The sequence below is a fragment of the Dactylosporangium sp. NPDC005572 genome (assembly GCF_040605515.1).
GTDB lineage: Bacteria > Actinomycetota > Actinomycetes > Mycobacteriales > Micromonosporaceae > Dactylosporangium.
Window position 1 is genome coordinate 37,019 of record NZ_JBEXCY010000043.1, and the last position, 13,498, is coordinate 50,516.

11 protein-coding genes are annotated in these 13,498 nt (G+C 70.2%); 7 read left to right on the top strand and 4 right to left on the bottom strand.

Annotation, left to right across the window (positions count from 1 at the left end):
• Nucleotides 1-53: 53 nt before the first annotated feature.
• From rfbB to ABZS66_RS22105, 7 genes are all read left to right on the top strand, one after another.
• A complete protein-coding gene (gene rfbB, locus ABZS66_RS22075) occupies nt 54-1,046 on the top strand; it encodes a dTDP-glucose 4,6-dehydratase (RefSeq protein WP_354760420.1) in 993 nt (330 codons plus the stop codon).
• 82 nt (nt 1,047-1,128) lie between these two features.
• Complete coding sequence (rfbD, locus tag ABZS66_RS22080; RefSeq protein ID WP_354760422.1) at nt 1,129-2,025, top strand: dTDP-4-dehydrorhamnose reductase; 897 nt, start codon at nt 1,129-1,131, stop codon at nt 2,023-2,025.
• Nucleotides 2,022-2,378, top strand: a complete 357-nt coding sequence (locus tag ABZS66_RS22085) for a DUF2304 domain-containing protein (protein ID WP_354760424.1) — start codon at nt 2,022-2,024, stop codon at nt 2,376-2,378. Before rfbD ends, ABZS66_RS22085 begins: the two co-directional genes overlap by 4 nt.
• Nucleotides 2,365-3,066, top strand: a complete 702-nt coding sequence (locus tag ABZS66_RS22090) for a glycosyltransferase family 2 protein (protein ID WP_354760426.1) — start codon at nt 2,365-2,367, stop codon at nt 3,064-3,066. Before ABZS66_RS22085 ends, ABZS66_RS22090 begins: the two co-directional genes overlap by 14 nt.
• A 21-nt stretch (nt 3,067-3,087) precedes the next feature.
• Nucleotides 3,088-5,094 carry a hypothetical protein gene (locus ABZS66_RS22095; RefSeq protein WP_354760428.1) on the top strand — a complete coding sequence of 669 codons (2,007 nt, stop codon included), beginning with the start codon at nt 3,088-3,090 and terminating at the stop codon, nt 5,092-5,094.
• Between the two features lie 510 nt (nt 5,095-5,604).
• Nucleotides 5,605-7,410 carry a hypothetical protein gene (locus tag ABZS66_RS22100; protein ID WP_354760430.1) on the top strand — a complete coding sequence of 602 codons (1,806 nt, stop codon included), beginning with the start codon at nt 5,605-5,607 and terminating at the stop codon, nt 7,408-7,410.
• Between the two features lie 324 nt (nt 7,411-7,734).
• Nucleotides 7,735-9,630, top strand: coding sequence for a hypothetical protein (locus ABZS66_RS22105; protein ID WP_354760432.1), 1,896 nt, complete (start codon nt 7,735-7,737; stop codon nt 9,628-9,630).
• 72 nt (nt 9,631-9,702) lie between these two features.
• On the opposite strand, the gene prcA is transcribed toward ABZS66_RS22105, so the two are convergent.
• The 4 genes from prcA to dop form a co-directional block, all read right to left on the bottom strand.
• Nucleotides 9,703-10,557: a proteasome subunit alpha gene (gene prcA / locus ABZS66_RS22110; RefSeq protein ID WP_354760434.1), complete on the bottom strand. Its 855-nt coding sequence runs from the start codon at nt 10,555-10,557 to the stop codon at nt 9,703-9,705.
• A 37-nt stretch (nt 10,558-10,594) separates the two neighbouring features.
• The gene (prcB, locus tag ABZS66_RS22115; protein ID WP_354760436.1) at nt 10,595-11,434 is read right to left on the bottom strand and encodes a proteasome subunit beta; all 840 of its coding nucleotides are present in this window, start codon (nt 11,432-11,434) and stop codon (nt 10,595-10,597) included.
• 163 nt (nt 11,435-11,597) lie between these two features.
• Nucleotides 11,598-11,813 (bottom strand): ubiquitin-like protein Pup, encoded by a 216-nt coding sequence (locus tag ABZS66_RS22120; RefSeq protein WP_238013337.1) that lies wholly within the window; start codon nt 11,811-11,813, stop codon nt 11,598-11,600.
• A gap of 48 nt (nt 11,814-11,861) precedes the next feature.
• Nucleotides 11,862-13,379 (bottom strand): depupylase/deamidase Dop, encoded by a 1,518-nt coding sequence (gene dop, locus ABZS66_RS22125; protein WP_354760438.1) that lies wholly within the window; start codon nt 13,377-13,379, stop codon nt 11,862-11,864.
• Nucleotides 13,380-13,498: the final 119 nt, after the last annotated feature.

The following is a 13,498-nucleotide window of genomic DNA, read 5'->3' on the forward strand; positions in this document are numbered from 1 at the left end:
GAGTCCGGTCGACCCGGCATGGGGTCGTGTGCGTGCACTACACTCCCCACCTCGTGAGAATCCTTGTCACCGGCGGTGCCGGATTCATCGGCTCCCATTACGTCAGGACCCTGCTGCAAGGCGGATATTCCGCCTATGCCGGGGCCCAGGTCACCGTGCTGGACAAGCTGACCTACTCCGGCAATCTGGACAATCTTCTCCCGGTCGCGAGCGACCCCTCCTACACGTTCGTGCAGGGCGACATCTGTGACGCCGACCTGGTCGCCCAGGTGCTGCCCGGGCACGACGCGGTGGTCCACTTCGCCGCCGAGTCGCACGTCGACCGCTCGATCCTCGGCGCCGGCCCGTTCGTCACCACCAATGTGCTCGGCACCCAGGTGCTGCTCGACGCCGCGCTGCGCGCCGGCGTCGGTCGCTTCCTGCACGTGTCCACCGACGAGGTCTACGGATCGATCGCCGAGGGCTCCTGGACCGAGGACTGGCCGCTGGCGCCGAACTCGCCGTACTCGGCCTCGAAGGCCGGCTCCGACCTGCTCGCCCTGGCGTACCACCGCACCCACGGGATGGACCTCGTGGTGACCCGGTGCTCGAACAACTACGGGCAGTACCAGTTCCCGGAGAAGGTCATCCCGCTGTTCGTCACCAACCTGCTGGACGGCAAGAAGGTCCCGCTGTACGGCGACGGCGGCAACATCCGCGACTGGCTGCACGTGTCCGACCACTGCGCCGGGATCCAGCTGGCCCTGGAGAAGGGCCGCTCCGGCGAGGTGTACCACATCGGCGGTGGCGAGGAGCTGACCAACCGTGAGCTCACCGAACAGCTGCTGGCCGCCTGCGGCCGGGACTGGGACACCAGCGTCGAGTACGTCGAGGACCGCAAGGCGCACGACCGGCGCTACTCGCTGAGCATCGAGAAGATCCAGAACGAGCTCGGGTACGTCCCGGCCGTCAGCTTCAACCGCGGCATCGCCGACACCGTCGCGTGGTACCGGGACAACCGCTCGTGGTGGGAGCCGCTCAAGAACCGGGCGGCCCTGGGAGCATGAGCGGTTCCGGAGCGCAGCGGAGGAGGCCGCTCATCATCGGCGCAGGGTGGAGCTCGTGCGGCCGGAGCGGAGCGGAGGGCGCGTGAGCAGCTGGTTGTTGACCGGCGCCGGGGGGATGCTGGGCCAGGACGTGCTGCACGTGCTGGCCGGCCGCGTCAGCGCGCAGGGGCACACGGTCACCGCCGTGAAGCGGGCCGACCTGGACATCACCGACGCGGCGGCGGTCCGCGCGGTGGTCGACGGCCACGACGTGGTGATCAACGCCGCCGCCTGGACCGATGTCGACGCCGCCGAGTCCGACGAGGCGGCCGCCACCGCGGTCAACGGCACCGGCGTCGCCCACCTGGCATCGGCGTGCGCCGCGACCGGCGCGCGTCTGCTGCATGTCTCGACCGACTACGTCTTCCCCGGCAACGCCAGCGAGCCGTATGCCGAGGACGCGCCGACCGCGCCGCTGAACGCCTACGGCCGCAGCAAGCTCGTGGGCGAGCAGGCGGTCCTGGGCACCCTGCCGGCGCACGGGTATGTGGTCCGCACCGCCTGGCTGTACGGCACGCATGGGCGCAACTTCGTGACCACCATGCTCCGGCTGGCCGGTGAGCGGGACTTCCTCGACGTGGTCGACGACCAGATCGGCCAGCCCACCTGGTCCGCCGACCTGGCCGCGCAGCTCGTCGCCCTTGGCGACGCGGCACTGGCCGGCAGCGCGCCGGCCGGCGTCTACCACGGCACTTCGTCCGGCCGGACCAGCTGGTTCGGCCTGGCCCAGGCCGTCTTCGCCGAGGCGGGGTTCGACCCGGCTCGGATCCGACCCACGACCAGTGAGCGCTTCGCGCGACCCGCGCCCAGGCCCGCGTTCAGCGTGCTCGGGCACGACCGGTGGCAGGCGGCCGGGGTTCCCCCGATGCGCGAATGGCGTGGGATGCTGACCGCAGCGCTGTCGAATCGGCCATCCGGCCTCGGGAAGGGACCGGCATGAAACTCACCATCGTCACCGGGTTGACCGCGCTGGCGGCACTCGGCTTCATGATCGAACTGTTGCGCAGGCGACAGCTCCAGGAGAAGTACGCGATTCTCTGGCTCGGCGTCAGCCTCGTGGTGCTGCCGCTCGGCTTCTTTCCGACGCTCGCCGACACGGTGGCGAAGTCCATCGGCATCGCGTCCGGCGTCAGCCTGGTGCTCTTCCTCGGCATCGTCTTCCTGCTGCTCGTGTGCGTGCACCTGAGCTGGGAAGTCAGCCGCCTCGAGGAAGAGACCCGGACCCTCGCGGAAGACGTTGCACTGATTCGCGCCGAGCGTGCCGAGCGGGAGCGCCTGAATGATCAACGGTAAGCGCGTCCTCATCATCATCCCGGCGTGGAACGAGTCGGGCTCGATCGCGGATGTCGTCGCGGAGGTCAAGGGCGAGCTGCCCGGGGTGTCGGTGATCGTGGTCGACGACGGCTCCTCCGACGACACCTCGGCGCGTGCCGCGTCGGCCGGCGCGATCGTCGCGCGGCTGCCGTACAACCTGGGCGTGGGTGGCGCCATGCGGACCGGCTACCGGTATGCCCGGGACCACGGCTTCGACGTGGCCATCCAGGTGGACGCCGACGGTCAGCACGACCCGCGGTACATCCCGAAGCTCGTGGACGCGCTCGACGATCACGATCTCGTGATCGGCGCCCGGTTCGCCGGCGAGGGCGGATACACGGTCAAGGGCCCCCGGAAGTGGGCGATGCGGCTGCTGTCGCGAGTGATCTCCCGGCTGGCCCGCACCAAGCTCACCGACACCACATCGGGGCACCGCGCGTGCAACCGCCGGCTCATCGAGCTGTTCGCCGAGTGGTATCCGGCCGAGTACCTCGGCGACACCATCGAGGTCCTGGTGCGGACGGCCCGGATGAAGTTCAAGATCACTCAGATCCCGGTAGCCATGCGGCCACGCATGGCGGGCACCCCGAGCAACTCACCCGTCAAGGCATCGATCTACCTCGGCCGCGCCGGCATGGTGCTGCTCCTTGCGTTGATCCGCGCCTGACCCCCTCAAGGAGCCCCTCCCTTGACCACCGTCACCTCCGGTAGCACCAACATGACGGTAAGCGCGGCACCGACCCGACGTTCGCGGGCGCCCCTCGGCTGGGCGGCCGCGTTCGCGCTGGCCTGGCTGCTGCCGCTGGCAACCCATCTGATCCGTGCCGACTTCCTGCTGCCCGTCCTGGTCGTGGCGGGTCTGGCCAGCCTGCAGCGGGGCACGGCCGGATGGTTCGACCGGCTGGTGGTCAGCCTGGCCCAGCTGTTCCCGGCGCTGTGCGTGGCCGGGCTGCTCTTCTCGGTCTGGCCCTGGCACCTGCATCCGGTGGCCGTCGGTGGGTTCGCCCTGACGGTCCTGGTGCTGGTGTCACTGCTGACCGGCCGGCGGCCGGCGCGGCCCGGTCGATGGCGCACGCGCGACTGGGTGCTGGCCGTCGGTTTCGGCGGTGGGACGGCGCTGACCCTGGAGCCGTTCGTGCTGCGCGACCTGGGCGGCCGGTTGGGCGTGCTGATCCCCGGCGAGGACCTGTCCCGGCACTTCCTGCTGTTCGACATGATCGGCCAGGTCGGCGGCTACGCCTTCCTCAACCCGCAGGAGTCCCTGCGGTATGCGCCGGCAGACCTCGCCGAGGGCATCCGGAACTATCCGCAGGGCACCCATTTCTCCTTCGCCGTGCTGGACCATTTCATCCGCTCGTCGGACACGGCGGCGGTCGACGGCACGGTCTCGATGAACGTGATGGTCTGGCTCTGCGTGGCCGCCTTCGTGTTCCTCATCCTGTCCGTGCTGTGGGGTGCGCGCCGGATCGCCGGAGCCGGCGCGAGCCCGGTCCGGCTGCTCGCCACGCTCGGGCTGATCGCCGCCTGGCTGTACTTCGGCGACCCCGTGTCGGTGCTCACCCGCGGCTACCCGAACGAGCTGGTGGGCCTCGCCCTCGCGGCGCTGCTGACCGCGCTGGTCGCCCGCCCGCTGGCCAGCTTCGGCGAGCAACTCGCCACGATCGCGCTCCTGCTGGTCGGCGTCTCGTTCAGCTACCACCTCTTCCTGCCGTACTCGGTGGTCATGGCCGGCATCTGGGCATGGCGCGAACGGCTCTGGCGACGCCCGGTGGCCTGGCTGGTCGCGGTGCTCATCGTGCCGCCGATGCTGGTGACCCCGCTGCTCAACGCGAAGGCGGCCAGCGGCTACCAGCTCACGCTGCCCGGCACCGCCCAGACCACCGACCGGGTGGCGACGCTGGTGCTCATCGCGCTGACGCTGTTCTGCCTGGTCCGGCGGGGCGGCCTGCGGGCGCCGGGAAACCGCAACGCGGCCCTGGGGGTCGTGGTCGCGGGTGGCATGTCGGCGGCCGTCGCCGTCTACCAGCTCATCGCCATCGGCCGCACCATCTACTACTTCGAGAAGACCCTGCACCTGGTCATCATCGTGACGCTGGTCGGTCTCGGCGGGCTGGCCCGCGCGCTGCCGCGCCGCACGGTGCCCGCGTTCGCCGTCGTGCTGCCGCTGGTGGTCGCGATGGTCGCGGCGGGCGGCCGCTGGCACGACCGGCCCGCCAGCAACGGGCTGCGGCTGGCGGCGGCGCTCGAGCGGGGCTCACCCGACGGCGCACGTGATGCCATTCTGATGACTCGGATGTATCCGGACGGCGGCGGCATGATGAATGTCGACCTCATGAGTTCGCCGTATCGAAACTGGTATGCGTCGACCTACGCATCCGTGATGCAGCGCAACTACCGGTACGCGCAAGTCTGGTACCTGTGGCAGGACCCGCTGGCGAAGCCGAAGACGCTGGAGACGCTGGAAACCCTGGTGCGCGACAGCCCGGTACCGATTCGATTCTTCGTTTTCGATCCCCAGGCCAGCTTCCTCGTCCTGGATCCGCAGCACCCGGTCCGTGCGTCGGCACAGCCTGGCGTCTCCCGATCGTCGTACGGTGATCCCCAGGCCAAATCGAACATTGATGCGGCCGAGTATCTGGCGACCAAGTACCCCGACAAGGTGCAGGTCGTGCACGCCGTGCCTCCCAACCGGTGACCTGAACTCGACGTGGACTTCCGTCCCTGACGGACGTCCGGCACCGGCTCCTGGCGCAGGTTCTCGCTGTTTCGACCGGGGTGTGGGCCGCGGCGTCCGCACCGAATGCGTCACCGTTCGCCGCACACAAATGCACCACCGGTACCCCGGCAAACACCGGCGCGGCAGCGACCGTGGCCGCTCCCGACGGGAGCGGCTGCGGCCTTCCGTATTCGTGTCCGGGCGCACCGTAGACATCACCGCCACCCGCTGTGTCGGCACCGCCGAGAAGGCGCCGACGGGAACATCACGTGCAGAAACGGGTTGGGACACGCTCATTCTCATTGTGGTAGCGTCGGCGCGGTCTGAGCGGTGCTCGCTTCGTCGGTGGCGAGCCACAATCCGCGATACCTCGAGGGGACGATGGTAGGTCAGCACGCTGACGCCGCTGTGGCGAAGCCTTCGCAGCAGGACCCAGCCCGGGTGATCGTGAGCCCGCCGGACGGGGCCACATCAACGGCAATACGATCCGTGCAGGACCCCAGTTCCGAGCAGCCGACCGGCACTGCGCCGGCGGCCGCGGCCGCGACCACTGGCCGGCACCTCAGCGCGCGGTGGGTCGTCATCGCCGTCATCGTGGGCTACCTCGTGCAGGTCGGCTGGCGGATCTGGTTGTCGCGGAACCTCTACGTGCCGGCCGCCCACGCGGACGAGGACGGCTACCTGGTCGCCGCCCGCGCGCTGGCCGGTGGCGCCGGTGGTGAGACCACCGACAACGAGACGTTCCGGCGCATGGGCTATCCGATGCTCATCTCGCCGGTGTACTGGTTCACCCAGGACACCTTCACCGTGTACCGCAGCGTGCTCGTCATCAACGCGGTGCTCAACGCGCTGGTCTTCCCCCTGCTGTATCTCTACGCCCGGCGGACCCTCGTGCTGTCGCCGCGCACGGCGCTGGGCGCGGCGTTCGTCGCCGCGGCGATGCCGGCGGTGGTGTTCTACTCGCAGTTCGCGCTGACCGACTCCGTGCTCGGCACGATGGTCATCGCCTGGCTGGTGCTGGCCCACACCTGGCTGGCCGGCGTCACGGCCCGCGCGCGGGTGCTCGGCGCGCTGGGTTCCGGTGCGGTGGCCGGTCTGCTGTTCGTCACCCACATCCGCGGCACCATGGTGGTGCTGGTGCACGTCCTGCTGGTGGTCACCGTGCTGCTGCTGCGGCGCAGCCACTGGGCGAACGGCCTCGTCGCGATCGCCGGTGCCGGCGTGGTGATGACGCTCGACCCGATCCTGAAAGCCGCCAGCGCCAACGCGATCGACAGCGCCGGCAACAGCCCGAAGAGCACCACCATCGACGCGATCACCACGTTGAGCGGCCTGGGCCGGATGCTGGGCACCGCCGACGGCCAGCTCTGGTATCTGTGCGTCGGCACGTTCGGCCTCGGCGCGATCGGCGTCATCACGGCGCTGCTGCCGCTGACCCGCCTGCGGGCGCTGCGCAGTGAGCTGACCGATACGGCCGCGGCGGCCCGCCGGATCATCGTGACCGCGACGCTCTTCACCACCTTCCTCATCGCGCTGTCCAGCTCGGCCGCGCTGCCGCCCGGCGACAACCGGATCAACTACTACGCCTACCCGCGCTACATCCACATGCTGTTCCCGCTCTGGCTGCTCATCGGCCTGGCCGGGCTGCTGGCGGCCAGGACCCGCCGCCAGGCCCTGATGCTCGGCGGCTACGCCGCGGGGCTCACCCTGCTCACCGGTGCGGTCGTGTCGATCCGGACGCGCCTGCACGGCTGGGGCCGGTTCCTCAACTTCGACTCGCCGGAGCTGTCCTTCATGGGCTGGCGATGGGACGGCATCGGGGTCACCCGGCCCACCATCGTCGCGCTGGTCCTGCTGGCCGGGATCGTCCTGTTCATCCACCGGCCGCGCTGGGGCCTGCCGCTGACGCTGGCCGGCATCGGGCTGGTGGTCGCGGCCAACATGGTGGTCGCGACGGAGAAGATCAGCGTGCCGATGGAGGTCAACCAGTACCGTCCCGGCACGCCGCTCATCGTCCGCGAAGGGTACGTCCACGAAGGCGACCGGGTCGCGTTCGCGAAGGAGCAGGTCGTCTGGTTCGTCCAGTACAACCACATGCGCGAGATCTACTGGACTCCGCTGCTCATCTGGGACCAGACGGAGGACCCGACCCCGCCGAGCGATGCGAACGTGGTCATCGCGCCGTACGACCCGCCGGAGAACGTGGACCTGGAGACGTGGGACGGGTCGAAGTACGGCTTCCGGCTGGTGGTGACCGATCCGAACCAACGATGGGCCGTCTGGCGCAAGAGTTAACGTTTCTTGAACAGATCGCTCTTCCGTGGGGGGTCGACGAGTCGTAGGCTCTGCCGGGCCTCGTCGATCCGGCGTACCGCCTATCCCCGCAGGCGACGGTGTCCGCCCCAGACCGTCCGCTAGTCCGAAGAAACAGGAGCAGTCCCCTATGGACACGTTCATCGCGTTGTGTGGGGGAGCGCTCCGGTGACCGCGCCGGTATTCGAGGGGGGCAGGCAAGCGTCTTCCGAACCTCCCGGCCACGACGGCCGGCGCGGCACGCGCCGGGCGTCGGACCCGGATCAGACCGGTCGAGGGCCGGCCGGTGACGGCTGGCCCCGGCGGGTGGTGATCGGGCTCATCGGCGTCGTCGCCGCGTGGGCCGTCCCGGTCGCGACCCATCTGGTCGGGCTCGACGTGGTGCTGCCGGTGCTGGTCTGGGTCGGCACGGCGTCGCTGCTGCGCGCCGGCCGGACCCTGGTCGACCGGCTGGTGATCGCCTTCGCCGTGCTCAGCGGCGGGGTCAGCCTCGGCGCGCTGCTGTTCTCGGTCTGGCCGTGGGGTCTCGAGCCGGTGCCGGTGGCCGGGACCGCGCTCACCGCGTTGGTCCTGTTCTCGGCGATCACGGGGCGCCGGCCCAGCCTGCCGGGCCGGATCGACCCGTCCGACGTGGTCCTGGCCGGTTCTTCGATCCTCGCGGCGGTGCTGCTCCTGCGGCCGCTCGCGTCGAGCCCGACCGCCGCATTGAAGGTGCTCGCGATCGGCGAGGACGCCGCCCGGCACTTCGGCATCTACGACAACATCTACCGCACCGGCGGCCTGCTGGCCTTCCACCAGTCGGAGATGGCGGTGCCGCTGCAGTCGGGCTTCGCCACCTATCCGCAGGGTGCGCACGTGACGTTCGCGCTCCTCAACAACTTCGTCCACTCCAGCTCCAGCTACGGCACGCCGCTCAGCCGCCTGCACAACTTCGCGCTGCTGTACGCGCTGAGCCTGGCGCTGAGCATCGCCTGCGTCATGTGGGCCGCCCGGTGGGTGGGCGGGCAGCGGCTCCGCGGCTGGGCCTTCCTGCCCGTGGCCGTCATCGTCACCGGGTTCCTGTTCTTCGGCGACGGCATCCCCATCCTCACCCACGGTTTCGTCAGCGAGGTTGCCGTCTTCGGGCCGTTCGCCCTGCTCATCGCGGTGCTGACCCGTCCGTTGCGCGATCCGCGGGAGCAGATCGTGACGGCTGCGGCACTGCTGTGCGCCGTGTCCATGACCTACTACCTGTTCCTGCTCAGCACGTCGGTGGTCGTGGTGATCTGGGCCGTCGGCTACCGCCGCCAGCTGCTGCGGCACTGGCGCTGGACGCTCGGCGCGCTCCTCGTCGGCGGCCCGGTCGCGCTGTTCGCGCCGCTGGTCAACCTGCGCCAGGCCGGCTCGGCCGAGCAGCTGACCCGCGACGGCGGCATCGAGGCGATGAACGTCCCGCTGCTGGCGGGGCTGCTGGTCGCCGTCCTGCTCGGGCTGGTCGTCCGCCGCAGCGCCCGGCGCAGCCCGGCCTGGCGGATGATGCTGGTCTGGATGGTGACGAGCCTGACGTACGCCGCGGTGCTCTTCGTGGCCACCATCGGCAACCCCACCCGGTACTACTACGAGAAGTCGCTGCACGAGCTGCTGGTGGTGCTGCTGGTCGGCGCGGGCGCAGCGGTGGTCCTGGTGGCGGGGGCGATCCGGGTGCCGCAGCGGCCGCGCCGGCGCTGGCTGACCGGGCTCGCGCCGTCCGCGGTTGCCGCGACGGTCCTGCTGGTCGGCGCGGTCTTCTTCGCCGGGCCGGCGGCCAGCAAAGGGTTCCGGCATCCGCCCAACGGCCGCAGCTGGGGCGAGGCCTACGCCCGCGATCTGAACAACTTCGCCGAGCCGGCAAAGGCCATCGTCACCACATTCCAGCAGCTGCCGCACAGCGACGGCTACGTGACGGTGCTGTACGTCAACGGCCGCTACGACGCGATGACCACCTACAACGGGTCGCTGTGGCTGTCGGTGCTGTACAACAACCACGGACGGGCGTGGCGGGACACGCTCTGGGTGCTGCCGAAGCCGACCAAGAGCGAGGCGGAGCTGGAGCAGTTCATCCGGGACAGCCCCGACCCGGTGCGGTTCGTCACCAACGTACCGGCGGTGTCCCAGGCGGTCGAACACGTGCGGCAGACCGACCCGAACATCCGGGTCGAGGTCGTGCCGATCAAGTATCCGTAGCCGTCCCGGCACGAAAAAAGAGCGGCGGTGGGTGCTCCCACCGCCGCTCTGTCGTCGTCCGTCGACGCGTGACTACTCGGCCGGCTCGCCGTCGTCCGACGGGGCCGGGCCCGACGCGTTGTCGGCCGGGGTGCTCGGCGACGCCGGCGGCTCGGGCTTGTCCTCCAGGCCCGCCTCCGGCTCGGCCTCCGGCTCGGCCTCCGGCTCGGCCTCGGTGGCCGGCTTGGTGCCGTCCTCGAGGATCGCCGTCAGGGCGAGGCCGGTGAGGCGGCGGAACGTGCGGCCCGGGCGGTTGCGGTCGAGGACCGCCACCTCCAGCTGGTTGGCCGCCAGCTTGCGCGGCTGGCCGTTTTCGCCCCCGACGCTGCCCAGACCCTCCACCGCCAGCTTCAACGCCTCAGCGAGCGTCTGGTCGGCCCGGAAGCGGGTCTTCACGGCGCCCGAGATGGCGTCGGACTGGCCGCCCATCGTCACCAGGCCGGGCTCGTCCTGGACGGAGCCGTCGTAGGTGATCCGGTACAGCTCGTCGTCCTCGGCCGTGGTGCCCACCTCGGCGACGCAGATCTCGACCTCGAACGGCTTCTGCTGCTCGGTGAAGATCGCGCCGAGGGTGCGGGCGTAGGCGTTGGCGATCTGGCGGCCGGTCACGTCGCGGCGCCCGTACGAGTAGCCGTGCAGGTCGGCCAGGCGGACGCCGGCCGAGCGCAGGTTCTCGAACTCCGGGTAGCGCCCGACGGCCGCGAACCCGATGCGGTCGTAGATCTCGCTGACCTTGTGCAGCGCCGTCGAGAGGTTCTCCGCGACGAAGAGCACGCCGCCCTCGTAGCTGAGCACCACGACACTGCGGCCACGCGCGATGCCCTTGCGGGCGTATTCCGAGCGGTCCCGCATGATCTGCTCGGGCGAGGCGTAGAACTGCATGGCCACGGTGGCGAGTTCTCCTTCGGTCGGATGGGCGGTGGGGTCAGACGCCGGGGTTCTCGGTGCGCTCGGCGATGATCTGCTCGGCGACGGCCTTGGTCTCCTCGTCGGTGTACCGCCGGGTGCCCTCCGCGGTCGCCGCCATGATCACCGGGAAGATGCCGCGCAGCAGGTCGGGGCCGCCGGTCGCCGTGTCGTCGTCGGCCGCGTCGTAGAGCGCCTCGATCGCCAGCTTGGCCGCCTCGTCGGTGGTGACGCCCGAGCGGTACCGCTTCTTGAGGGAGGACTTGGCGAACAGCGAGCCGGAGCCGATCGAGTCGTAGCCGCGCTCCTCGTAGACGCCGCCGGCGACGTCGAAGCTGAAGATGCGCCCGGCCTGGTCGACGGACTTGGCGTCGAGGTCGAAGCCGGCGAACAGCGGCACGACGGCGAGGCCCTGCATGGCGGCGCCGAGGTTGTTGCGGACCATGCTGGCCAGCCGGTTGGCCTTGCCCTCGAGCGAGAGCATGCTGCTCTCGATCTTCTCGTAGTGCTCCAGCTCGACCTGGAACAGCCGCATCATCTCCAGGCCGAAGCCGGCGGTGCCGGCCATGCCGACGAGCGAGTAGGCGTCGGCGGCGAAGACCTTCTCGATGTCGCGCTGCGCGATGAGGTTGCCCATCGTGGCGCGCCGGTCGCCGCCCATCAGGACGCCGTCGGCGCAGGCGATCGCGACGATCGTGGTGGCGTGGGCGCTCACGTCGGCCGCCATCCCCGGCGGCAGCGGCCGCCGGCCCGGGAGCATCTCGGGGGCCACCTGACCCAGGAACTCGCTGAACGACGAAGACCCGGCGGCGTGGAACGCGGCAGGCAGGCGCCCGGAGTGGTCAAGACCCGTCGGCAACGCGAGCTCCCTTCGAAACGACATCGGTGATCGACTGTGTGCCAACAATACGCTGCGGAGGGTCGAGCGCCGCGGCGCGCCGCCACGCTGTGGGCGAAACTACCGCGCGACACCGCGGCCCGCCCGCCCGGACGACCGGACGGGCGGGCCGGGGCAGGGACGGCTACTCGCCGCCCTTCTGCACGTATCCGCGGACGAACTCTTCGGCGTTCTCCTCGAGCACGGAGTCGATCTCGTCGAGCAGGTCGTCGACGTCCTCACCCAGCTGCTCGACCCGCTCGGCTGTCTCCGGGTTGACCTCGGGTGCGACGACGTCCTCTTCCTCGCCGCGCCGCGACTTCCCGGATTGGGACTGCCCGCCCGTATCCCTCGTAGCCATACCCTCATCCTCCTCGGGGGGACCACCAAACCAACCGCTGCATCGAACTTACCCGGAAGTGATCGCTTCGAGCAGATCCTTCGCACTCGGGCATTTGTCGAACAGCGCACCGACGTGCTTCTTGGTGCCTCGTTCGGGCTCCATCATCGGCACCCGCACCAGGGACTCCCGGCCCACGTCGAAGATGACCGAGTCCCAGCTCGCGGCCACCACCTCAGCGGGGTACTTCGCGAGGCAGCGGCCCCGGAAGTAGGCCCGGGTGTCGTCCGGCGGCTCGACGATCGCGCGCTGGACCTCCTCCTCGGAGAACAGCGTCGCCATCGAGCCGCGCGCGACGAGGCGCTGGTAGAGGCCCTTCTCGGGGCGGACGTCGGAGTACTGCAGGTCGACGAGCTGCAGCTTGTGGGACGACCAGCCGAGCGACTCGCGCTCCCGGTAGCCCTCCAGCAGGCGCAGCTTGGCGACCCAGTCGAGCTCGCCGGCGCACAGCATCGGGTCGCGCCCGAGCCGGTCGAGCACGCTCTCCCAACGGTCGAGCACGTCGAGGGTGATCTCGTCGACGTCGTCGCCCTGGCGCTGCTCGACGAAGGCGCGGGCCCGCTCGTAGAAGGCCCACTGGATGTCGAGCGCGGTGAGGCGGCGGCCGTCGCGCATGCGGATGAGGTGCTTGAGCGTGGGGTCGTGGCTGACGTGCTTGAGCTCGGTGACCGGGTCGGCGATGCCGAGGTCGCCCGAGAGGACCTTCTCCTCGATCATCGCCAGGACGAGCGAGGAGGTGCCGGTCTTGAGGTACGTCGAGATCTCCGACAGGTTGGCGTCGCCGATGATCACGTGGAGTCGGCGGTACTTGTCGGCGTCGGCGTGCGGCTCGTCGCGCGTGTTGATGATGGGGCGCTTGAGCGTGGTCTCGAGGCCGACCTCGACCTCGAAGAAGTCGGCGCGCTGCGAGAGCTGGAAGCCGGGGCCGGAGCCGTCCTGCCCGATGCCGACCCGCCCCGCCCCGCACACGATCTGCCGGGTGACGAAGAACGGGGTGAGGTGCATGACGATGTCGGCGAACGGCGTCTGCCGGCGCATCAGGTAGTTCTCGTGGGCGCCGTACGACGCGCCCTTATTGTCGGTGTTGTTCTTGTACAGGTGGATCGGCAGCGTGCCGGGGATCGTCGCCGCCCGCCGGGCCGCCTCCGCCATCACCCGCTCGCCGGCCTTGTCCCAGAGCACGACGTCACGCGGGTTGGTCACCTCGGGCGTGGAGTACTCCGGGTGGGCGTGGTCGACGTAGAGGCGGGCACCGTTGGTCAGTATCACGTTGGCCAGGCCCAGGTCCTCGTCGGCCAGGGCCTCCGCCGGGTCGTAGAGGGCACCCGAGTAGGTGAACCCGCGTGCGTCGCGCAGCGGGGACTCCTCCTCGTAGTCCCACCGGGCCCGGCCGCCCTTGGTGAGCTCGGGCCGCGCCCCGTAGGCGTTGACCACTTGGGAGGAGGTCACCATCGGGTTGGCCCCCGGCTGGCCGGGCACCGACACGCCGTACTCGACCTCGGTGCCCATCACGCGCCGCACACTCATGTCACAACCCTAGTCGCACTGACTGGCACTCACCCCACACCGGGCGGGCCAGTTTGCCGAAGGACCGCTGGAACGGGCGGCGGGCGGTGACCGGATCGGTCCCGCCCGCCGTCGATGAG